The organism is Shimazuella sp. NTD248 (genome assembly GCF_059510395.1).
On record NZ_JCAJZT010000008.1, the window covers coordinates 135,423 to 159,158 of the forward strand.

Below are 23,736 nucleotides of genomic sequence, written 5' to 3' on the forward strand. Positions count from 1 at the left end.
GCCCCCTTATATGAAATAGATTAGAAGATCAAGCATCTAAGATGTTTGCTTGCAGTGCTTGTTTGAGCTCGTCCATACTAAACATATTTTTTAAAGAAATCGTTTTTCTGGTTCCTCCACTAAGTTGATCCATAATATCTCCAGAGCCAATATAGTAATCTGCTTGTTCTGACTTAGCTGTTGTTAAATCCGTATGAGATACGTCAGCATCTATCCCAAGTTCTTTCGTTGCTTTTTTCACATTGAGCTCCAACATAAAACTGCTTCCTAATCCTGATCCACATACCACTAAAATTTTCATCTTCCTCATCCTCCTAGACTTGAGAATATTTTTCGATCAAATCCAAAACAGTCTTGTTATCTATCGCTTCTATGATTCGATTGACATCTTCTTCGTTTGATAATAGCGTTGATAATTGTGCTAATGCTTTGAGATGCGACTCTTTGTCTACTGCTGCAAGCACAATCATCAATTGTACTGGGTTGTCGCTTTTCTCAAATAATACCCCCTCTTTCAGAGTGAGTAGGCTCATCCCCATTTGTTTGACACCTTGTTCCGGTCTAGCATGAGGGATAGCGATTTTCGGTGCTAATACAACATAAGGACCTAGTTCTAGTACATTTTGAATCATTGCTTCAACATATTCCTCTTGAACAGCGCCCTTTTTTACCAGAGGTTGTGCGGCTATTCGGATTGCCGATTTCCAATCCTCGGCCACTCGGTTCAATTGGATCATATCTCTTGTCAATAAATCTTCTAACACAGGTTTCACCCCTTTCCATAGTGTCCGTTTCTCCAACGATAAAAATTGAGTTAGGTCTTCCACCAATTTTGCCTCATCTTTGATGTCGGCATATTTTTGGATAATATCCATCAAAGCAGGGATCGAATAATGGAGTGACTTTGATTTTCGTTGGATGAACAAATTAAATTGATTCAATAAGGTTTCTTTTTCTAAATCCGTCAGAATAGGATTGACATGAAAAACAGGAATATGATGTTTAATCGGAATGGTAGAGACGATAAAATCAACATCATAAGGGGCGTGTTCATTAAATTCACGTAAAGATAAGATAGAAACTACATCAACTGTTGTTAGTAGATTTTCAATTTGAGATTGAAGCAATTGAGAAGTGGATACACCATTTCCACAGACAATCATGACTTTTTTTCGTGCCTGGGGAGTTGTCCCTTCCCGCTTGAGCCATCCTCCAAAGTACATTGCCAAAAAACCAATCTCATCTTCATTTAGCGGTTTTTCAATGTAAGCTTCTAAATGATGTACCACTTTTTTTGTTAATTGCATAACTTCACCATATGATTCTTGAATGGAACCGATTAATGGATTATCGATGGCCAAATCGTACTTGAGACGATAATAGGTTTGTTTTAAGTGCTTGAGTAAGTTCTCTTTTAATTGGGGCGAATCCTGAAAAAACACACAAGCATATCTCTGAAAATCAAACACCATCTTTTCGATAATCCATTTTAAGTTTTCTGTTACTTCATTATGATCCAAATCATATTGATCTATGCGAATCGATATCCCCAAAAGATGCATGGTCAGATATGCAATCTCATCTTCTGGAAAAGGCACTTGAAACTTTTGCTCCAGTTGTTTGGCTATATAAGTTGCTACTTCATACGCTGGAGTTGTACAAAGTACCTCACTCTCTTCTTCTTCGATCTGAACAAAGTTACCTTCGAGTAAGCGCTTACTAAATACCAGAAGTCGCAGCGATAATTGTTGATACATCTCATCCGTAATCTGCAATCCGTACTTGGTAACACTATCTGTTACCAAGTGTTCGATAAAAGGAAAGTATTCATGAATGAACGATAATGTATCTTTCTCCAGATGCAATGCTTCTGTATCCAACTCTCCGTTTAATAACACTTGGATTTCATTTAATAGCTGATGCCAACCATTATTAGTGAGAATGTGCGATAAATAATACAGTAACGCTTTGCGTTTTTGCCTTTCTTCCCCTTCAATAACATATCCATCTACTCGATGAAACTCCAGTTTTAATGGAAAGGAAGTAAATTCGTCTTTTAAACGGTTAATCTCTTGAATCATAGTCCCTCGACTCACCTTGATTTTGTCCATCAAATCTTTTAAAAACAGAGGGACAGTAGTCGTAATCAAGGAAACCGCCAATAGATTTTTGCGTTCTTTTTCAGAAAAGTAATATTGCTGTGTACTCATATCTTTCATTAGTGCTGGAATTTTCTGCTTGGAGTCTTCCGGCAGAGACAATCCTAATGATCGAACATTCGTAATCGGTTTTAACCCTTGATCTTTGAGCCATTGATTTGCTTTTTGCAAATCATAGTAAAGCGTACGTCTAGAAATCTGTAGCTTATCGGTTATTTCTTCGATAGGTAAGTAACCTTTATGATGAACTAATTGTGATAAGAGAAGAACACTTCGTTCATCCAATCCGACCCCTCCTTTCTACCTAGACTGTGCAGAAATTGTACGGATCATGTATCTAGGTTATATGTTACACCTTTTCTACAAATTTAAAAGGGTTTGCGCGGTTCAAATGCTGTCTGGTCATTTGTGCAAAGATTGTACTTTGGATTACTTTGATTTTTAGCACAATCACATTCCTATTAATTGGAAAATCCAAATACAACTAAATGATTTATACTATATAACCGTAAACTCATTTATAGAAAAGAGGGATTCGATGCGTTTGGCATTTATCATAGCAATTCCACTTCTGCTGATTCCATTTGGGCAACCAACAGGAGAAGCTGCGCCTTCTGTGCATATAGGGGAAGCACCAATCGATACGACAACTGTTACCATTTCAGGTGGACATTCTTCTAATCAAGTAGCAACAGTACAAACGTCTGTCCAACATCCAAAAGCTATTAGGAAAACCGTTCAGGTGGGAAAATCGGAGAATCGTACGATACCATCTAAACAAGAAAATAAGAAGAGTACTACAGCCGATTCGAGTTCGAAAAAAACAAATACATACCAAGCGGCAACAAAGCAAAACCCTAGTAATGTGAACCCAAATACTGCTCCAGAAAATCAAAGCACTGTGTCTGAAAAGCAAGACACTACTTCTAATAACACGAATCCAACTCCAGCTTCAAAAGAGCATTCCTCCAATGAGGAAACGGATGTGCTATATGGAATAACACATATCGTAAAAATGGAACAAATCAAGCAAGGCTTAGATTCATTAAAAATAAGATAATAAAAACAAAAACATATCGCTAAGTGAAATCCTTTATGTATCGTCATGCATTGCTGGAAACTGGACCTATTGGAGTAAATAGAGAAAACTCCCTTGATTGAAGGGAGTTTTTTTATCTTGTCAATCATAGTTAACTGCTGGACGGCGGGTGACCCCCGTCGTCCAGTGCGATCAGCTCAGCATTCCTCGCTTCACCAGCTTCCAACATGCCTTGATGGCGTACGCCTGGTAAACATTTGGAAGTCCTTTTTGCTTCGCCAACATCTTGGGAGTGGCTTCAACCCAAACATGACCCTTGTGCTCGCTCAACCGACGCGTCACATGGATGTTTTCATGTGTTTCATCCATGTAAAGGACATATCGAACAACTCCGCCGCGAGGAAACTTCCCCTTGATCCAGCCTGTTTCGACGTAGATCAACTCGGAAGGATCGGCAGAAATACCGGTTTCCTCTCGGAGTTCCCGGACAGCGGCCTTCCTAGGTGTTTCTCCCTTGTCGATATGACCGCAGGATGGTTCCTTATCTTGATCCTTACCGAGGGCCGAGATGTCATCCTCGGCACGCTGGAGAACGAGGACGTAACCATCCTTACTGATGACGAAGACAGCTACTACTCGGATGTAAATCTTGAAGATCAACATCCAGACGAACTCAATCCACCTGGTCCACACAGTCGTTCCTTTCTCTTTATGGGACCTTCGGTTTAAAAGTAGCACATAAATGAACAATTTGTCACTATATTAATGAGGTTGTTGCATAAATAAATTTGAACACTGGATAAAGTCGCTTGATGTGTGTGTTTTCCGGTCTGTTGTTGAAAAACACAAAGGACGCTCCACCCACTCACATCTGCGCTTTTGGGGTTCAGTACAACCTAGGGCTTTTCCTATTATTGATTATGACGATATGATAATATCAAGTCTTAATTTGGCAGTAAGGTTTTTTCAAGGCTTAATGTAAAGGTGTTTAGTCTAATAATTGAAATTGTAGGTTAGCTTGTAAATATTACAATATTCATATATTTAGGTGGTTCATGCTCGAATTTTTTCAATTTTTACACCTCTCTTATGTCTTTTCTTAATAATAACTGAAGATCACGACTTGTTTCAAGATACATATCTTTATCGCCTAGTTTATCCCAACATTCAGATAGATTTAGAAGAATGATTTGTTGGTGATTTTCAAAATTGTGCATTTTGGCGATTGAAAGTGCTTTTTTATAGGGAGTAATAGCTTTAAAGTATGCATTTTGTGCAAGATAATAATCTCCATTCGCTATAAGTGCTTCATTAAGTCTATGAACATCTCTGTGGATATTAGCTTTTTCCCCCTCAGTAACAGCTAGCTCCAGATTGAACTTCGCTTGATTCCATTCCCTTGTTAAAGTAAATAATTTTCCTAACTGAGTGTAGGAAGATACACATAAATATTTTTTTTTGAGTTTGGGTTTCAATTCTAATGAACGGTTGTAACATTCCTCAGCGGTTTGGAAATCCCCTCTCTTCACATTTATATTTCCCAATGTGGTAAGTAGTTCAACCATTCTTTCATATTTTTGATTAGAGTGAGCTAGTTCATAACCTTCGATTGCATATTTTAGGGCATCTTCTAACTCATTTTTTTTAATGTGACAGAGTGCGCGAATTTCAAACATAGTCAGTTTCACTTCCAAATTATCAATATACTGAATTTCCTTCCAGAGATTTAATAATATTTGAAGTGCTTTGTCTGTCTCATTTAATTTTTCAAGGTAAGAGGCTCTTCCTACTAATAGGGAGTATTTGATTTCTTTTTTATCTCCATCATCATTATATGCCTTTAAACCATCAGTAGTGAATTGCACCGCTTTGTTTAGATCATAGTCCCGAAAATAAACGATTCTTGCTAATTCCTTTAGACACAATGCACGTATATTTTTGTGAGGATTTGTTGTTACCGTCATCGCTTGATTTAAAAGATTTTCCGCCTTAGCCCAGTCCTTTCTACTGCTACGAGGATTGAAATGACACTGGGCTTTGAGATAGTAAAGTGTATCTTTAAACATTTCACTTTCATTTAGTTTCATGATTTCCCTAATGTTTTGAAGTGCTCTTTTTGTTTCGTTTATGTTTATATCTGACTCAATAAAAATTATTTTGTCTTTTAGATGTTTGATTTCTCTATCGAAGAAATCAGGAATCTCGTCAAATCGAACACCTAGTTTATTACAATATCGATCTAAGAATTCTTTTTGCACAGATGATAATCCGCGTTCTATGTTGCTGATGGTAGTTGTAGAAATTTCTTTATCTGCTAAATCTGTAATCCGCAACCCTTTTGATTTACGAATTTTTTTCAATGAAGCTCCTAATTCTGGATTATTCAAATGTAATCACCTCTTAAAAAATATTTTAATTTTATTTTTCGCCATATTCTGATTAAAAACCTCTATTACCCAACGATTTTCATGAAATGAATTTATTAAATGGAAGAAAGTTGGTGTTCAATATAATTATGAATGAAATATCATGAAATAACTTTTATAATTTAACAATTCGAATGAATTGCATATGTTTTTAAAAAAATATATGATGTAGACACAAAATGTTGGGAACTATTCCCACATTGTATTAACAACAATGAATGAGTTGTTAAGCTAATTTACGGAGACTATTGGGGGATACTTCATGTTGCAAAATGGGAAAGTTTTGTTTCCGTTAGAGGATGAATTCAAGCGTCTTTTCACTTTAGCACTAACAAAGTACCAAAAAGAGATCGATGAAAGAATACCGACACAAAAAAGTCAATTGAGAGTTGCTTTGTATCAGGAGGAAAAAGCATTGATTCAAAGAGCTTTAAGAAGAATGAATCCCGTAAACAAGGATTTTCTTCCAACAATAGTAGTCAGTGAACAAGTAAAGATGGAGAGATCGAGGTGGGCAAAATGAAGACAGAAGAATTCAAAGTGATAAAGTGTGAAAGTGGTTATACTCCTTTGCAGAAAGTTTTACAACTGGAGAGTGTGGGTGGAAAGATTATAAAAGTTCCAATATCTAGAGTTTGTAAAGTAGAGATATCTCATAAGAAAACAAAAATTTATTGTACAACGTTTGAGAGATAAGTTACTGCTGTAGACCATAAATCTTTTATCTCTATGATTTCATTAAAAAACAAAGCAGGATGTATCTTCTTTGGAAAAAAGAGGTGGTAGTACTGGAATTAAACGAAGCAATAAAAACAGGAAGAAAATTAGCGGAGTATTTTGTCTATTGTTGTGGCGAAGGAGAACATTATGTAGAGTTGATTGACCATTTAAGGGGATCAAATACTCGTTCCAATGTTCTGACGGCTATCTGTATTCTTTTACGTTATGGGCGATTACATTTGAAAAATGGTATTGAGGGCATAAGTAAAAAGAAAATGGAAGAGCTTTTTCATTTTATCCGTGAGGGAAAAAAAGAAGAGGTGAGTCGGTTTCACACTTCTCTTAGTACTTATATCTCTACGATTGAATTGGAGAAGATTCGTGAACAAGAACGGTATTTATTAAGGTTGCTGAGTTAGTAAAATAGGAAAGGTAAGGTGATTTGGTGAAAGCTGGGAAGCTAATTGTTTTAGAGGGAAGTTGTGGTACTGGAAAATCCACACTTGCTCATGATCTAAAAACTTCATTTGAATCACGAGGCATGAAAACCATTTATAGTCATGGATCACTTTCTTTTACGGAAATTGGTCGAGAATTTAAAAAGATAACTCAATCTTATCCAGAGATTTTCTCCACTTCTTACTACATGGCTGATCTAGTGCAGCTTACTGTACGTTACGTTAAGCCTTGGTTGGAAGATGGATATGTGGTGATTCAGGATCGTTATTCTGACTCCATCATTTCTTATGTAAGAGCTTTTGCTAGAACAAAAAATATCGATGTCGATATCCAACAGGTTATGACTTTGTATAAGGAAATGGGACTCATTGAAACTCCTGATGCAGTTATTTGGTGTTATGCCTCAGAGGATGTAATCTGTAAGCGTTTAGATTCTAAGGATGTTGCCCATCACAAGTATTTTGAATCTCCAAAACTCATTCAAATGGTGCAAAATGAATTCACTCAGTTATATAAAGATAAAGTTCGTAGTGGTGAAGTGTTTTTGTTTGAAACGGATAAAGAAAAAATACAGAATTTATTATTGGAATATTTGTATAATTTATTTGTTATTTAGGAGGACTTTCATGAAAATTATTCTCGTGCAATGTAAACCAAAAAACGAATTGTTTGATTCTCGTTATCAGTCGGAAAACCTTGCAATGGGTTATTTATCATCATCACTTAGAGATGCCAATTTTCAAACTGGTATTTTAGATGCTCATTTATTAATGCTGGAAGTAGACGAAGTTGTGAAAGAAATCATGAATCATAACCCTTGGCTTGTGGGCTTTTCTGCATCTGCTCAAGATACGATTCCTGCAACTTTTGAAGTGATGGAACAGTTACGTCAAGCAGGGTATACAGGTCATATTACTATTGGCGGTCATTTCCCGACTTATGAACACTATAAATTTTTGGAGAACATCCATCATATTGATAGTGTAGTTCGTGGAGAAGGTGAAGCAACTGTTGTAGAGTTAGCTCAATGCATCCAACAGAATAAAAGCATTTCAACAGTGAAAGGTATTACTTATCGTAGAACCGATGGAAAAATAGTGGTCAATGAGGATCGTCCCTTAGTAGAAAATTTGGATACCATTCCTCTTCCACATCGCGACACCATGCCTATTTTGTTAAATAAAAATCGTCGTATTTCGATGTTGGCAAGTCGAGGTTGCTATGCAAGATGTTCTTTTTGTTCGATACAAACATTCTTTAATTATCGTCCGAGAAGAGTTAGGAGCGTTGAGAATGTTGTGGAAGAGTTTTCTTTACTATACCAACAAGGTGTTAGAAAATTTAAGTTTGTAGATGACTTGTTTATGGACCCAAGCAAAAGAAGTAAGCAATGGGTGTTAGAGTTTTGCCGTCAAATTAAGAAAGCAAATCTAGATGATTTGAATCTGTGGATGCAAGTAAGAGCGGTATGTTGCAGCAAAGAAATATTTGTAGCTCTGAAAGAAATTGGACTCAAAAAAATATTTTTAGGTTTGGAATCTGGACATGCCGATACCTTGAAAAGATATAAAAAAGATATTACTCCTGAGCAAAATGTCAGAGCAGTCCAAATTCTAAAGCAGGTTGGTATTCCTGAAATCTCCATTGGGATGATGCCCTTTGAACCAGATGTTTCTCTTAATGGGATGCGTGAGAACATTGAGTTCCTTAAAACGCTAGGAACTTTTGATATTAGAGATGTTACTGGTCGTTTCTTACCTTATGCAGGAACACCATTAACGGAGCAGCTATTGCAAGAAGGTAGGATTAAACGTAAGAGTTGGTACGATATTGGCACTTATGATTTTACTGATCCAAAAGTAGGACAATTGTATCAGATGGTTAGAACCTATTACCAACATGCAAAACCAAGTCTGAAAGCTATTTACAAAATGGATAGCTTAATAAGAAAAATTGAATCCCATTTTATGAATATGGATCAGGAAAAAACAAAAGCCTTTCTTGAATATCAAGTATTGCGTAAAGATGTGGAAAATTTCATTCAAGAGCATGGAGATATGATGCTTTCTTTGGTTGAAGGCACAATAGATACCATTGAGAAAGTGTGGCATGAGTCAGAGGAAAAGAAGTGGGTAGAAAAATCTCAATCGATTTTCCAAGAAGCTGAGAACATGACAAATGGTTTGTTTGATCGCATTGAAGAACTACAGAATGCACTTGGGTTTTATACAAAACAACAAGATATTTTGAATACCATGCATGTAGCAGAGGTAAAAGTTTTAACAGGAAAACCAATCAAAGAGAGAGTGAATTGAGGAGACTGTCATGGAAGGTAAACTACTTGTTTTTGAAGGTGTAGCTAGAAGTGGGAAGAGTACGTTGATTAACATGCTTGGAGATAAGCTAAAGGCATATGGATACGATCCTATTTTTACAGAGTGGAACTCTTATGAACCTTTACAAGAAATCATTAACCACAAGAAAACCCATTTTACTTTCTCTCCATTAACGTATTCCTTGTTGCATTTATCGGAATTTGCTTTACGTTATGAAGAAATCATTAAACCAGCCCTTGAGAATGGGCAGATAGTCATTGCTGATCGGTGGGTATACACAGCATTTACTAGAGATGCAGCAAGGGGTGTTTCTCATGAATATGTTCGTGATTGCTATCGTTTCGCTAGGGAACCAGATATCACATTTTATGTAGAGGTTCCATGTGAGGTTGCACTTCAACGTCATTATTTAACCAAGCCGTATTTTGGATATAATTCAGGAGCTGATATCTGGTCAGAATTGTCAAATGAAGATGCTTTTAAACGTTATTACCAACAATTAACTGAATCTTATTCATCATTAATAGAAACAGAGAACTTTGTTAAATTAAATGGATTGAAATATACCCATCTAGTTGTACATCAAATTTGTGAGCATTTGAATAGGGAATGCGGGTTTGATTTTCATTGATAGAACATTTGTTTATTTGTTGAACTAGAGGACAAAACAAGCTAAGTATGGAATAATTTTTTACAAGGGACGGATTCTTTTTCAATATGGGAATGAAAAAGAATCCATTTTAGTTTTTGAAAGATGAGGGATAAGATGAGCAGTTTAACAGCTATAAAAGAAAAATTAGATAGATCAAAAGTGATGAACTATGTATTTATGAAACATAATGTTCTCCCAAATTTCCAATCAAAAGATGTAAGAAATGCAATTGATAATCTCTTTGGTCTTCATGCTGCACGTTTACCTACTCCATTTACTACGTTGTTTTCGAGAGTCCCTAGTTTTGAAACGCAAACCCTCTGGAATCACTTATATGTCAAGAATGATCATATTAAACTTCGTTGTATGAGAAGAACACTACATATCTTACCGTTGGAATATGCTCCTATTGCACATCGAGCCACTATGCATTTTCGATTAGCGGATTGTTACACTCTATATAAAAAACTGGGTGCAAACATGGATTATGTTGCTAAAATTAAAGAAATCATCATATCCTTTGTGCAGGGTAAACCAATAACTCCAAAAGAAATTGTCAGTTTGGTCAAATTCGAATTGGGAAAGTTGTCGGATGAAGATAACAAAGTAATTACTACAGCGATAAAAGAATTATGGGAAGGTGGCGAACTGTGCTATATAAACAAAAGCAACCATTGGGGAAAAGAAGAACGCTACTATGGATACACCCCATCTATTTATCCAAATCTACATTTGAATCAGATGGATTTAAAAGAAGCTCAAAAGAAATTAGTCTACTATCATATTGATCGTTTTGGACCTGTTTCCATCAAAGACATCGCATGGTGGTCTGGGTTAAGTATAAAAGTCATCCGGGATTCGATAAAGGAATTAGCGATTGAAGTAATCGCGGTTGAATTAGATACAACAAATACAGTGTATTTCATGACTGAAAAAGGTTTCACACATTATCAAGACTCTTTTTTTCAAAAGGATAATTGGTTAACTCTTTTAGCTTATGAAGACCCATCTTTGAAAGGGTATTATGAGAGTCGTTTTTTATATGTGGACCAAAAGTATTATGAATTATTGTTCAATAAAATTGGGGAGTCTAGAGCTAGTATTATCTTGAACGGAGAAGCAATTGGAGTTTGGACAATAGACAAAACGAAAAGAAACTTGGATTGGATGACATTTGAAAAAGTAGATTCAGCAGTAAAAAAGCAGATCAAAAGTAAAATAGAGCAGATGCATTGTTTTTTATTTGGTTAATACATATAGAGCCTGTTGCAACCTCTAATAAAAAAATAAAGTATCTAATACCTAATCTTTAAATTGTTAAATTATTTTAGTTTATGTTGATATAAAAGTGATCACCATTTAAACGATGCAAAAGAAATCACTTACTGTTTTCATTTTCAAATTCATAGATATTTTCTCTTATTTTGGATATTTTTTCAATGAGAAAACTCCCTTGCTAGCAAGGGAGCCCTTTTTATGTTGTCAATCATTATTTACGGCTGGACGTCGGGGGAACCCGGCGTCCAGTGAGTCCGTCAAGATTACTTCAGCTTGGAGCCGAAGATAACCTCACGGGCCTCCAGTGCATCCTTCTGTCGTTCCAGTGGCAGATGGCTGAATAGGAGCGGGCCGTCCTCGTACGGAATATGTACCATATCCGCATTCGGAACAACCACCGCGTACTGCTCATGGTCAGGTGAAAGGCTGAACTCAACCTCACTGAACGGACGACGGCTCAAACAAGGAAACTTCCAGATGCGCAGGGTGGCATAACCACCTTCGATCGGCTTCACTTCTTCCTTACCGATGAAGGTCCGGAAGACCTCGATATCTTCCGGCCAAAGCCCTTCAGCAAGCTTTTTGTAGTTGAGCTCTTCACGAATCTCCCGGGGAATTGCATCAAACATCAGCTCGAACTGATCTACTGCTCCCCCAGCATTCTCGACTCGGGCTCCAGTACCCGGGTCTCCTGCGGCTCGCAGGAGAAGGGGCAGGTTTCCCTGCTTATCGAAAAGGTAACCAACTCCGACGAGCTGTGTCCGGTGAGCATCGGGCTCCAGCTTGAATGAAGTACTACCTGCCGGCTGGAACGTTCCAAGATGACCGTTGACGTTATCCACGTTTTTCCTCTCTGTGTGTGGACCTATAATCTCAAAGTAACATATTCCTCAATATATTGTCACTATATTATTTTAAAAATACAATGTCTTACATTGGTTTTCAATTATTTTCACTATTTCGGTTTCTTTTTGATGAATATAAAAATGATCCCCCTCTAACATATACAAAGCAAATTCACTTGCTGTCTGTTCTTTCCACGCTTTTAGGTGCTCTTCTCCTGCTTCAGGATCTTCTTTTCCACCTAATGCAACAATCGGACTTTTTAATTTTTGATCGGGTACATATTCATATGTTTCGCACATGGTAAAATCTGCCCGTAATGCTGGAAGAAAAACCGATAAATAGTCTCGATTTTCTACCAATTCTTCAGGCAATCCATTCATCTCAATGATTCCATTTAAAAATTCTTCGTCTGACAGATGATGAATTTTCCTTCCTGGGTCTGGCAAATGGGCTGCGTGATAGCCCGAAACAAATAGAGTCTCCGGCAGTGGCAAATCCTTTCTTTGGAGCAGCCTTGCTACTTCAAAACTTACTAAGGCCCCCATGCTATGACCAAAAAAGGAGAACCGATTACTTGATAAATGCGGGGTAAGGGCTTCTGTGATATCCTGTATCAACAAATGAAAATCAGTATACGAAGGTTCTGTAAAACGCATCCCACGCCCAGGCAACTGAACGGGACATACCTGGAAATGGTCCGATAAAAAGACTCCCCAATTGTTATAAAAAGCGGGGTTTCCCCCGCCATATGGAAAACAAAACAAAACATGCGTATCGGCATTGATCGCTTTGGTAAAAGGTAACCAAAGGCTTAACATTTTTAATCCCCCTTGCCAGCAAGCCTTTTATCTGCTGTTTGAATAGCTCTCCCCATATCATCAGCCAATTTTTTTACATTGGCTTTTTCCAATAGGGTTACATGATTTCCATCCACTATTTCGGCATGAACTGTTGATGCTGTCCAAAGTGCCCAATTGGAGGAGCCAATGGTCTGGGATCGGTCTTCAGCTACAAAAAGGTGAATAGGTGTCTGAACAGTTTTACAAAGTTGGTAACGAGCAAAAGCAATTCCATTTTCAAGCCACAATTTATTCTTTTCTGAATCTATTGTCGGCAAAAACTCTCCTGATTTCAACTGTTGATAGAGAACTTCACTCTCTTCTTGGTCTAACCAAGTAGAATCGATCATTGCCAAGAGTTCTACTGTGTCTCCCATTTGTTCTAATTTCACTGTAACACCATGTGCCAGCACTCCACCCAGCGACCATCCTCCCAGCCGATATGGACCAACAGGTTGTACCTGTTTGATCAAGGAAACATAATAATCGATCATCTCTTCCATCGAAGTAAAAATATCTGCTTCTCCCTCATATCCTCTTGCTTGGATACCATAAATCGTCAAATCATCATCCAATTGTGCTACTAAATCGTTGTAACTCAGTACTCCCCCGCCTTGCGCATGAATCAAAAACAGAGGAGTATGTCGGCCATTTCCTTGTTGTAGACTGATCACGGAATGGATAGCATGCTGATGTTCCAAATAATAACACAATTCCCCAATCGTAGGGTACTGAAAAAGCAGAGACAAGGAAAAGGGATAACTCAAATCTTGTTCTACTTTTGATGCGATAGCTAGGGCATCAAAGGAATGACCACCGAGTTCAAAAAAGCTCTGGTCAAGCCCAATAGGTGCCTGCGACAATACTTCTTCCCAAATTTTTGTCATCCCTATGAGCAATTTTTTATTCTTTGAGATAGGACGGTACTTTTGTAAGGATGGGCTTTCTGCTTCTTTTGCATCACCTATATGGCACAGCCGCTTTACAGGTCTGCTTGGCATAGCAATCATTTTTTCTAGTAAAAAAACCAATTCATCTAAAAATCTCACTACTTCTGTTTTGGTGAAACAAGGAGATAAATATTGGAATTTCAGTAATAACTGTTCTCCAGGACCGGAAATCAGCACCAGCGGAACATTACTTTGATCTTGAACTACCAAATCGGTAATACGAATTTCCTGTGAAGACTCTTCTTCTGATCCAACAGTCGGATAATTTTCAAATACAAATAATGTTCCAAACAGTGGTGTACCTCTTGGAATATCACTCCATCCTTGCATATCGACAAGCGATACATATTCATATTTGCGCTGTTCTAGCTGCTGTAGTTGCAAGGTTTGCAACCATTCTGCTACATTTTGGTCTGTGTCCAAGTTCACTCTTGTTGGCAGAGATTGGATGAACAGACCTACCATCTTGTCAATATCTGTTAATTCTGCTGGTCTACCTGAACTTGTCGTCCCATATAACAGATCAGTTTCCTGAGTCATTTGCCTAAGAAGCACTGCCCATGCGCCTTGAACTACGGTACTCATCGTCAATTGATGTTCTCTGGCAAATTGCTGAATCGATTCTGTCAATTGTTTGTTTACAAATCGTTTTACACTATGAGCGGAGGGAATTCCATCTGTTTTTCTCGTCAACGTCGCTGCTGAAATTCCTTTCAACTGTGTTTTCCAATATCGCTCTGCTTCTTCAGTTGACTGCTGCCTCAACCACTCGATATATCGACGGTAAGGCGGAGCGGATTTAGGTAATTTTTGCTGATGATAGAGTTGCATAAGTTCTTGCAGAACCATCGGAATACTCCATCCATCCAACAAAATATGATGATGTGTCCACACCATGATGACTTTTTCTGGAGTTAACCGAATAAAGACAATGCGCATCAGTGGAGCGGATGAAAGATCAAAGGCTTCTTCTTGATCACTTTTGAGCCAATTATCCAGACATGTTTCCTGCTCATCTAGTGCTATTTGTTGCCAATCGATATGTTTAACCTCTAATGAAACCCTGTCATGTACGACCTGATGTGCTTCTTTTAACCCTTTACTCCAAAAACTAGTTCGCAAAATTTCATGGCGGGCTATCAATTGCTTCCAAGCATTTGTCCATCTATCTGGATACCACTGTCCTTCTAACGTCATCGCGAGCTGCGTTATATACTCTCCTTTTGTCTTCGCATATTGAGAATGAAACACCATTCCTTTTTGCAGCGGTGACAAGGGATATATATCTTCCACTCCTCTAGATGGAATCAAGTTAAACTCATGTGTGGAAAGAGAAGCTAGTGGAAAATCAGCTGGAGTATAGATTTGTTCGGAAGTTTCAACTAATTTGGAAACTAAAATGCGAATCTCTTGGCATACTTGATAGAGTAACTCATCAATCGTCTCTTTTCGGTGAATATTTTTACTATAACGCAGAGTCAAGGAGAGTTGATCTTTTGAAATAACTCCAAACCCTTCTAGGATGTAGGCTCGAATCATGTTAGGATACACTGTATCTCCCACTGTTTCTTCTGATCCAATCAGGACGCCAGTATCTTCGTTGAGCTCGCGGAATTGTCCTAAATAATTGAAATTGACGGGACTAATGCTCTTTGTTTGACCAAACTTGGTTTGATGAAATGCTGTATATCGTTGATCTTTTACTAATCGTAGTGCTTCCAAAGCAGTTACATTTTCTTTTACTTGGAAAGAAGCTGAATACAGTTTTGTAAACCATCCCACCGTTCTTGAAACATCGATGTCATCTCCTAGCATATCTCGCCCATGTCCTTCTAAATCGACGAATATATTGCTGTTTGCAGTCCACTTCACCAATGTACGTACAAAAGCAGTGAGTAAAATATCTTCTGCTTTTACCGATGACTTTACTAATTTTTCCGTCTCTTCCTTGCTAAAAGCATAAGTTGCCAACTGACTAGATTTCTCTGTATTTTCTCCAGTTTGATCAACTGGTATTTCAAAATCTATCTGTTTGTGAACTTGATTAAGCTGTCCCTCATGCTGGACCAACTGTGCCCAACGCTGATAGGAGATCGTTTTAGCTGGCAATACCATCGCTTGTTTTCCGGCTAATTGCTGGATCAGTGTCGCTAAATCTTCTAAAATGATCCGCCATGATACACCATCTACTACCAAATGATGAGCAATGATCAATAGGCGAGGTTTGCGTTCTACTCCTAGATGAAAATAGACCAGCCTCGTAATAGGACCATGAGCAAGATCGAGACTGCGCTGATAGTAATCAGCAAATCGTTCCATCTCCATCATTTGTTCTTGTTCATCGAAGTTGGAAATATCATGTACTTTCATCGAAACGATATTTGTTTCATCTCCATAACTAGCTTGCCAGCTATCTTCCATCCTTTGAAATTGCAGACGAAGGGAATCATGATGCTCATGCAATTTGCGCCAGGCTTCTTCCATTTGGACTGGAGAAAGGGAAATGTTTATTTGCACCATTACTGCTTGGTTAAAATGATGAACATTAGCCGGTTTTTGGGCAAAAAACCAAGATTGAATCGGTGTCAAGTTTATCTTACCTTTGATTACTCCTTGTTCAACTTCTAAGACATCTTTTTGAATCGCTACTTTAGCCAGCTCTTCAATCGTCTGAAATTGAAATATTTGCTTTGGAGTGACCCTGATACCTTGCTGTGCTGCTTTGGCAATTACCTGCAAACTGAGAATGGAATCTCCACCAAGACGGAAGAAATTATCGTTGCGGTTGATCATCGAAACACCTAGTACTTCTTGCCAAATCGCAGCGATTTTTGGTTCTATTTCACCTTTGGGCATTTCTTTTAAGACATGAATCGCAGCAGGGGCTGGCAGGGCATTTCGATTCACTTTCCCATTCTCGGTCAATGGTAGTTCATCAAGTAAAACAAAAGAAGAGGGTACCATATAATCAGGTAAAACATGTACTAATTGATCTCTTAATTCATTCGCATTAATCGGGGACATGGAAGTAAGATACGCAATCAGCCTTCCTTCCTTTTGAATTACAATTGCATCCTTTACTTTCGGAAACTGAGCCAGAGTCGTTTCGATTTCCCCTAGTTCAACACGAAAGCCGCGAATTTTTATTTGATGATCTTTTCTACCTAAAAACATCATTGTCCCATCATACAAATAGCGGACAAGATCTCCTGTACGATACAGTCGTCCAAACTCTTCATGCTCGATAAACCTTTCTCGCGTCAGTAGCGGTTGATTTGCATAACCTTTCGCCAAACCATCTCCACCAACATATAACTCCCCAACTATACCGATCGGCACTTGTTGATGCATATCATCTAGAACATATGCAGTTGTTCCTGCTATCGATTTCCCAATAGGCAAAACATCGCCAGACCAATCTGGCGGCACTTGGTAACAACAGCTAAAAGTAGTATTTTCCGTAGGACCATATCCATTGATCACTTGGACACCGCCCATACGGAGCACTTTTTGGACATGTACAGGGGATACCACATCTCCACCTGTCAGTAATTGTTTTAATCCTTTTAAAGCAGGCAATTGGTGATCCACCATTAAACGGAATAATCCCGCTGTCAGCCATAAGGTAGTAACTTCAAAGGATTGGACAGCTTCTCCCAATTCAGAGAGAGAGGGGAGAGCTGCTGGCATGATTGCCAGTTTGGCTCCACTCAAAAGCGCTCCCCAAATTTCAAAGGTAGCAGCATCAAAAGCTACAGGTGCCAATTGCAAAAATACATCATCTGCTGAAAAAGTTGCATAGTCTGGATTTTTCACCAATCGAATAATACCTTTTTGGGGAATCTCTACCCCTTTTGGCTTGCCTGTCGAACCAGACGTATACATTACGTAGGCAAGAGAATCTGTCGTAACTTGGGTGACTAAATTAGATGTTGATTCTTGCCTAATCATCCTCTCTACCTCATCCAACATACAACAATCCATTTGCTTATGTTGAAATCGATTTGCCCATTTTTGTGTTGTCACTACAAAAGACACCGCTGAGTCCGTTACAAGGTACTGAAATCGCTCTGTTGGATAAGAAACGTCAAATGGTACGTACGCTGCACCTGTTTTGACGATTGCTAACATTGTGAGAATAAGTTCGATAGATCGATCAAGACATACCCCTACTTTTGTATCAGGTTTTAACCCTTTTTTCTGTAAAAAGTAAGCCAACTGATTTGCTTGTTGATTGACTTCTTCATAAGTTAAGGAGACGGTTGCTGATTGCAACGCAATTTTTGCAGGATAAAGAGCTACCTGCTCTTCAAACAATGTCGCAATAGATTTTTCTGGACAATTTGATACCAATTGATTTTGTTCTGCCAAAAATCGTTCATCTTCCTTGGTGAGCAATGAGATTTCTCGGATGGGTATCGTCCGATCTGCTACTACAGTTGTTAATACTTGGACATATTGTTTGATCATACGATCTATTGTTACTTCACAAAATAAGTCAGCATTATACTCCCAGGCTCCTTGCAAACCTTGTGGGGTATCCATGAAAGTTAAGGTTAAATCATACTTTGCTGTTTCGTGCTCTAATGGAAAAGGGGACAAATTTAGATCTATCGATCCTTCTGTTTGAACAGGCATATTTTGTAAGACGAACATCACTTGAAACAAAGGCGAATGTTGTAAATTTCTATCTGGAGACAATTCATCCACCATTTTTTCAAATGGAACATGCTGATTTGCATAAGCTTCCATCGAAGTTTTCCGTACCCGACCAAGTATTTCTTGAAAACTAGGGTTACCGATTAAATTTGTTCGAAATACAAGTGTATTGACAAAAAAACCAACGATATTTTCTAGCTCTGATCTTGTTCTTCCTGCGATTGGACTGCCTACTGCAATGTCTTCTTGTCCACTGTAACGAGATAACCAAGTCTGCCAAGATGCGAGCAAACTCATGTATAAAGTAACACCTTCTTCTTTGCTCAGCTGTTTCAAACCTTCTGACAAGGAAAGCGGAATCTCAAAAGATTTCGTTCTTCCGTAAAAGGTTTGTTCTGCTGGTCTTGTTTTATCAGTTGGCAAATCAAGCACAGGAACATCCGCTAGCTTGTCTTTCCAGTAATGAAGGTGAGTTTTTAAATCATCACTTTGGATGTAATCTTGTTGCCAAGCGCTATAGTCTCGGTATTGCAATGGTAAAGCATCGATTTCAACCGAGTTCCCTCTGCTATTGGCTTCGTATAATCGAAATAACTCGTTTCCAAAAATTCCAAGTGACCAGCCATCCATGATAATATGATGAAACGTAAACAGCAATACCCACTTATCTTCTGTTTCTTGATAGAGATGTACTCTCCACAAAGGACCTGTAGTGAGAGAAAATGGCTGGTGATAAGCATGGTTGATCAATTTTTCCAGTGATTCTTCTTCCTGCCTGACATCCGTAAAAGAAAAGTCGATAGGTGGAACTTGATGGATGACTTGAATTGGAATTCCTTCGCGTTCAGTAAATGTAGTACGTAAACTTTCATGACGAATCGCTATTGCTTGCAACGATCTCCGAAATGCTAATATGTCAAAACTTCCATCTATCCTTATCGAGTAGGGAAGATGATACGTAGAACGATCATCGAGAATTTGATCAAGAAACCACAATCTTCGCTGTCCATAAGAAACTGGCGCGAATTGATTCGAACGGTCGTATACCGGTATAGCAGTAAGTTCTGACTGTTCCCTTTGTGTTCCTTCTATTTTGGCTGCAAGCTCTCTAACAGTAGGAAACTCAAATATATAAGTCAAAGGTATTTTTTTGTTCCATATTTCCGTTAGTTTTGAAATAACTTGTGTTGCTAGTAAGGAATGCCCACCTACCTGAAAGAAGTTATCATCAGCTTGAATAGGTTTTTCTCCTAAAACTTGTTCCCAAACTCCAGCTACGATCTCTTCAGATGGAGATAATTCTTGTTTTCGTGCAGGAGAACTGCTCTGACTAGGTGCTGGTAAATTACTTCGATCTACTTTGCCATTAGGAGTTAACGGAAAAACATCCAAGAAAACAAATTGACTAGGGATCATGTAAACTGGAATATATCGCTTGAGATATGTCTCATAATCCGTTGATCGATCTGTCGTAATGACATAAGCGATAAGTCGGCTATCTTTTTCCACTACGATCGCCTTTTCGATATAAGGATGAGCATGTAAAGCAGCTTCAATCTCCCCTAGTTCGATTCGGTATCCTCTTATTTTCACTTGATAATCCACCCTGCCAATATATTGCAGGGTACCATCTGTTTCATACTTGACCAAGTCACCCGTTCGATAGACACGTTTTTCTTTATCATTAGGATGAGGAACATACTTTTCATCTGTTAAATCAGGGCGATGGAGATATCCCCTTGTTAAACCTTCTCCACCTAAATAGAGTTCACCGGGAATTCCTGCTGGGACTGCTTGTCCTTGTGAATCAAGAACAAATACGGTTGTATGATCTATTGGCCCGCCAATAGATGGAGTCTGTCCACTCTCTCTTTCTATTAAGGCAAATGTAGAATAAGTGGTATCCTCAGTTGGACCATATAAGTTATATACTTTCTCGATCTGTGGCAACAAATAAAATTCATCCACTAGATTTCTGGACAAAGGTTCACCTGCCAGATTTATCGTAATTACCGTATCAGGTATAACATTCATTCGGATCAATTCGCTTGCAACAGATGGAACTGTATTTATCAAGGTGATAGGAACCAGATCAGAGGCGATGGTAAGATACAGTGCATTCTCCACGCCGACAACTGTTCCTCCACAGCTCAGTGGAAAAAACAACTCAAACACAGATAAATCAAAGCAGATAGACGTAGATGCGAGAACTCCATTATATTCGTCAGGGTGATACTGTCTATGTGCCCAACTAAATAACATGGAAACACTATGATGCTCAACCATGACACCTTTTGGTTTTCCTGTTGATCCTGAAGTATAAATGATATAAGCGAGTTGTTTTGTACTGCTGTCTAGATTAGGATTGTCAGTTGCATAACTTCTTAAATCTAGTCTATCCATACAACATGGATTCATATTGGTGGTTAGGAGGGAAGATAATTGCTCTGTTGTCAGCACCATCTGAGCCTTAGAATCTTCTAGCATATAGGTGATACGATCCTTTGGATATTTTGGATCAAATGGTACATATGCTCCGCCTGCTTTTAAAATTGCAAGCAAACTGACAAGCAAATCAGTGGATCGAGGCAGCAGAACAGCGACGATTTTTTCCTGACTAATCCCTGCTGAGATCAAATAATGAGCTAATTGATTGGATTTTTGATTTAATTGTTCGTATGTGAGTGAATCCTGTCCCCAAGTAACGGCAATCTGATGAGGAGTTCGTTTCACTTGTTCTTCAAACCATTGGTGAATGAACTTGGATTCTGTTGCAACAGTAGTTTGGTTCCAATCTTCTAGCATTAATTTTGCTTCTGGTTTGGTAAGAATTGAGATTTGATCAACCCTTTGCTCAGGATGACAAATCATCTGTTCTAAAATAATAACCAAACGAAATAAAATATCTTCGATAGTAGATGGAGCAAATCGATCAGCTTGGTACATGATTTTTAATTGCGTTGTTTCGCCAGGCGTACAAACTAAGGTAATGGGATAGTGAGTTTCTTCCCTCCCATCAACATCTGCTATACCCCAGTTTGCAGATTCATTTGCTGCCTGTTGACGAATTGGGTAATTTTCGACGACGACAATACTTTCAAACAGATGAGAACCTCTTGGAATCTCACTCCAACTCTGTATATCTATTAACGATGAGAAAGAATATTCTCTGGCCTCTACTTGTTTGGCTTGAAGATTTAAAAGCCATGTCAAGATCGTTTCGGATGTTAAGGCAACTCGAACTGGTGCCGTATTAATGAACAATCCCACCATATTTTCTGAGCCTGCTAACTCAGTAGGCCTTCCAGATGAGGTAGCTCCAAACAACACATCCTCTGTATGATGTGTCCTTCCTAGCAACAATCCCCATGCACCTTGAAGTATCGTGCTTATGGTTAGCCCATATTTTTTGCCCATTTCTTGGATAAGATTTGTCGTTTCCTTTGATAACATCTTCGTGATAGATTGATAACCTTGTTCGTCTGTCTCTTTACGATCAAAACGCAAAGACAGGGGCGTATCATAACCTTTGAGCATTTCTTGCCAAAATGCTTTTGCTTCCGATTGATCTTGTCTTTTTAACCATGCAATATAATCCCGATAGGCTTTAGGTGTTGGAAGATGTAAGGAGTCACCATTAGAGATAGCTTCGTAATATTGAAATACCTCTCCAAGTATGATGGGCAGACTCCAACCATCCATTAGAACATGATGGTAGCTCCAAATACATGTAACAGCATCATGATCCGTTTGTAAAAAGGTAAAGCGCATCACTGGAGGTTCATCTAATAAAAACTTTTGCTTACGATCACGTTTTTTTGTCTCTTCTATTTCAACTGCCTGTTCCTCTCTGGACAAATGACGCAAATCTACTTGGAGGAATGGTGTCAAAACCCCCGAAAATACAAGCTGCTGAGGCTCTACATTTTCTCCCCACAAAAAAGCAGTTCGCAAAATAGCATGACGATCGATTACCTCTTGCCATGCTTGAAGAAAGGCGGGGAGCTGAAACTCCCCTTGAATCGAAAAAGATAGTTGAGCGATGTACATACCATCGCTCGTTGCCATGTCGGAATGCAGTAACATTCCGTGTTGTAGTGGTGTGAGAGTATACATATCTTCAAGATTTAAAGATATATCGTTTTCTTCCAACCTTTATCTCCCCTTCGATTTTTTTTGAAGAAGTTGAAGTACTTTCTGCATATCTTTTTTAGAAAGATTTGCCTCTGGAAAATCAGATGTTGTCATTCCAACATTTTTTTCATTTCCTGAAATCAGATTTTGTAGTTTGGAATGGAAGTATTGCTTGAACAACTCCATACTCGTTTTATTGTGGATATTTTGGCTATACAACCATGTAATCCGCATTTTCCCTTCATTTACTACTGCTACAATATCGATGAGATGAGGGCGAACAGCCTCAAGAGCACTCATTCTACCTGTAGTTTCTGTAGCTATCCCTTCTAGAAGGCTTGAGATTTCACTTTTCTGCACCGGAGTAAATTGCCCCAAATAATTAAAGCTGATTGCTGCCTCTACTTTTTTAAGAGGAGATAGATGCAAGTGAGCCAATAATCCATAGCTTAATGCTTCTTTGCTGCGATCACGTAGAGCTTCTTTGACAACTTGTATTGCTTCTCCCATGCTTGATGATGGTAGTAGGAACATCACAGGATAGAGGGAAGTAAACCAACCAACTGTCCGAGATAAATCTAGTTCTTCTTGTTCCTCTCTCCCATGTCCTTCTAAATGGATGGTATGAGTGTTTTCCCCGGTCCACTTTTGTAGAGATTGGACAAGTGCCGTCAACAATAGTTCTTCTACCGTTGCATGAGTTCTAGCAGTTGTTTTGGATAACAATTGCTCTGTTTCAGAAGCTGTTAACAGTAATTGTACTTGTTCCACAGAGTCTTCCGTATTTCTCCCATACCGATCTTGTGGGATCACTGTATCCTTTACTTGTTGCCACTGTTCCCTTTGATTTTCGATTTCCTCCGCAGCTGCTAATTTTTGAAGATACTCCGCCCACTGACGATAGGAACTGGTTTTCTGGGGTAACTGTACTGGTTTTCCAGCTGCAAGTTGTTGGTAGATCATCTCGATGTCTTCTATTAGAATTCGCCAAGACACGCCATCCATCACCATATGATGAGCAAGGAGGAACAATCTTCCTTCCGTTTCCGAGAAGCGGAACCAGATCGCCCGGAATACTGGTCCCTCCGTTAGATGTAAGCTCGCTTGGGCTTTTTCTGTTCTCTGTTCCAACCACTCGATGGGATTTTCTTCTCTTCGCAGGTCCACTACTTCCAGTTCTGCTTCCCCTTCTGCTCGGTAGTATTGCTTCCAGCCGGTTTCACTTGGAACCAATCGCAC

General features: G+C 38.6%; 16 protein-coding genes. 8 read left to right on the plus strand and 8 right to left on the minus strand.

What is annotated here, in order from left to right; translation table 11 throughout:
* Positions 1-28: 28 nt before the first annotated feature.
* Complete coding sequence (locus AC5WOE_RS16925; RefSeq protein ID WP_496050947.1) at positions 29-301, minus strand: PTS sugar transporter subunit IIB; 273 nt, start codon at positions 299-301, stop codon at positions 29-31.
* A gap of 13 nt (positions 302-314) precedes the next feature.
* Complete coding sequence (locus AC5WOE_RS16930; RefSeq protein ID WP_496053124.1) at positions 315-2,444, minus strand: BglG family transcription antiterminator; 2,130 nt, start codon at positions 2,442-2,444, stop codon at positions 315-317.
* A 253-nt stretch (positions 2,445-2,697) separates the two neighbouring features.
* On the opposite strand from AC5WOE_RS16930, the gene AC5WOE_RS16935 reads away from it, so the two are divergent.
* Complete coding sequence (locus tag AC5WOE_RS16935) at positions 2,698-3,219, plus strand: hypothetical protein (protein WP_496053125.1); 522 nt, start codon at positions 2,698-2,700, stop codon at positions 3,217-3,219.
* A gap of 171 nt (positions 3,220-3,390) precedes the next feature.
* Here the strand turns inward: AC5WOE_RS16935 and AC5WOE_RS16940 are convergent, their stop codons facing one another.
* The gene (locus tag AC5WOE_RS16940) at positions 3,391-3,861 is read right to left on the minus strand and encodes an NUDIX hydrolase (RefSeq protein WP_496050944.1); all 471 of its coding nucleotides are present in this window, start codon (positions 3,859-3,861) and stop codon (positions 3,391-3,393) included.
* A gap of 413 nt (positions 3,862-4,274) precedes the next feature.
* On the minus strand, positions 4,275-5,585 hold the full coding sequence (locus AC5WOE_RS16945) for a helix-turn-helix domain-containing protein (protein WP_496050943.1): 1,311 nt from the start codon (positions 5,583-5,585) through the stop codon (positions 4,275-4,277).
* Positions 5,586-5,886: 301 nt separating this feature from the next.
* Between AC5WOE_RS16945 and AC5WOE_RS16950 the strand changes: the two genes are divergently transcribed.
* From AC5WOE_RS16950 to AC5WOE_RS16980, 7 genes are all read left to right on the plus strand, one after another.
* Positions 5,887-6,147, plus strand: coding sequence for a hypothetical protein (locus AC5WOE_RS16950; RefSeq protein WP_496050942.1), 261 nt, complete (start codon positions 5,887-5,889; stop codon positions 6,145-6,147).
* Positions 6,144-6,320, plus strand: a complete 177-nt coding sequence (locus AC5WOE_RS16955; RefSeq protein WP_496050941.1) for a hypothetical protein — start codon at positions 6,144-6,146, stop codon at positions 6,318-6,320. Before AC5WOE_RS16950 ends, AC5WOE_RS16955 begins: the two co-directional genes overlap by 4 nt.
* An 83-nt stretch (positions 6,321-6,403) precedes the next feature.
* Positions 6,404-6,763 (plus strand): hypothetical protein, encoded by a 360-nt coding sequence (locus tag AC5WOE_RS16960; RefSeq protein ID WP_496053126.1) that lies wholly within the window; start codon positions 6,404-6,406, stop codon positions 6,761-6,763.
* A gap of 26 nt (positions 6,764-6,789) precedes the next feature.
* Positions 6,790-7,419: a dTMP kinase gene (locus AC5WOE_RS16965; RefSeq protein WP_496050939.1), complete on the plus strand. Its 630-nt coding sequence runs from the start codon at positions 6,790-6,792 to the stop codon at positions 7,417-7,419.
* A gap of 10 nt (positions 7,420-7,429) precedes the next feature.
* A complete protein-coding gene (locus tag AC5WOE_RS16970) occupies positions 7,430-9,118 on the plus strand; it encodes a B12-binding domain-containing radical SAM protein (RefSeq protein WP_496050938.1) in 1,689 nt (562 codons plus the stop codon).
* 10 nt (positions 9,119-9,128) lie between these two features.
* Positions 9,129-9,770, plus strand: a complete 642-nt coding sequence (locus AC5WOE_RS16975) for a dTMP kinase (protein WP_496050937.1) — start codon at positions 9,129-9,131, stop codon at positions 9,768-9,770.
* A 135-nt stretch (positions 9,771-9,905) separates the two neighbouring features.
* Complete coding sequence (locus AC5WOE_RS16980) at positions 9,906-11,042, plus strand: DNA glycosylase AlkZ-like family protein (protein ID WP_496050936.1); 1,137 nt, start codon at positions 9,906-9,908, stop codon at positions 11,040-11,042.
* A gap of 290 nt (positions 11,043-11,332) precedes the next feature.
* Here the strand turns inward: AC5WOE_RS16980 and AC5WOE_RS16985 are convergent, their stop codons facing one another.
* From AC5WOE_RS16985 to AC5WOE_RS17000, 4 genes are all read right to left on the minus strand, one after another.
* Positions 11,333-11,911: a hypothetical protein gene (locus AC5WOE_RS16985; protein ID WP_496050935.1), complete on the minus strand. Its 579-nt coding sequence runs from the start codon at positions 11,909-11,911 to the stop codon at positions 11,333-11,335.
* 72 nt (positions 11,912-11,983) lie between these two features.
* The gene (locus AC5WOE_RS16990) at positions 11,984-12,733 is read right to left on the minus strand and encodes a thioesterase II family protein (RefSeq protein WP_496053127.1); all 750 of its coding nucleotides are present in this window, start codon (positions 12,731-12,733) and stop codon (positions 11,984-11,986) included.
* 2 nt (positions 12,734-12,735) lie between these two features.
* Positions 12,736-22,515, minus strand: a complete 9,780-nt coding sequence (locus tag AC5WOE_RS16995) for a non-ribosomal peptide synthetase (protein WP_496053128.1) — start codon at positions 22,513-22,515, stop codon at positions 12,736-12,738.
* A gap of 3 nt (positions 22,516-22,518) precedes the next feature.
* The coding region (locus AC5WOE_RS17000; protein ID WP_496050932.1) for a condensation domain-containing protein at positions 22,519-23,736 on the minus strand (1,218 nt) is incomplete at its 5' end.

What these genes read in the sequence shown, in the direction of transcription:
- AC5WOE_RS16970 (WP_496050938.1), top strand. Translation starts at nt 7,430, where the DNA reads ATGAAAATTATTCTCGTGCAATGTAAACCAAAAAACGAATTGTTTGAT.
- AC5WOE_RS16925 (WP_496050947.1), bottom strand. Translation starts at nt 301, where the DNA reads ATGAAAATTTTAGTGGTATGTGGATCAGGATTAGGAAGCAGTTTTATG.
- AC5WOE_RS16975 (WP_496050937.1), top strand. Translation starts at nt 9,129, where the DNA reads ATGGAAGGTAAACTACTTGTTTTTGAAGGTGTAGCTAGAAGTGGGAAG.
- AC5WOE_RS16935 (WP_496053125.1), top strand. Translation starts at nt 2,698, where the DNA reads ATGCGTTTGGCATTTATCATAGCAATTCCACTTCTGCTGATTCCATTT.
- AC5WOE_RS16940 (WP_496050944.1), bottom strand. Translation starts at nt 3,861, where the DNA reads ATGTTGATCTTCAAGATTTACATCCGAGTAGTAGCTGTCTTCGTCATC.
- AC5WOE_RS16980 (WP_496050936.1), top strand. Translation starts at nt 9,906, where the DNA reads ATGAGCAGTTTAACAGCTATAAAAGAAAAATTAGATAGATCAAAAGTG.
- AC5WOE_RS16990 (WP_496053127.1), bottom strand. Translation starts at nt 12,733, where the DNA reads ATGTTAAGCCTTTGGTTACCTTTTACCAAAGCGATCAATGCCGATACG.
- AC5WOE_RS16955 (WP_496050941.1), top strand. Translation starts at nt 6,144, where the DNA reads ATGAAGACAGAAGAATTCAAAGTGATAAAGTGTGAAAGTGGTTATACT.
- AC5WOE_RS16950 (WP_496050942.1), top strand. Translation starts at nt 5,887, where the DNA reads ATGTTGCAAAATGGGAAAGTTTTGTTTCCGTTAGAGGATGAATTCAAG.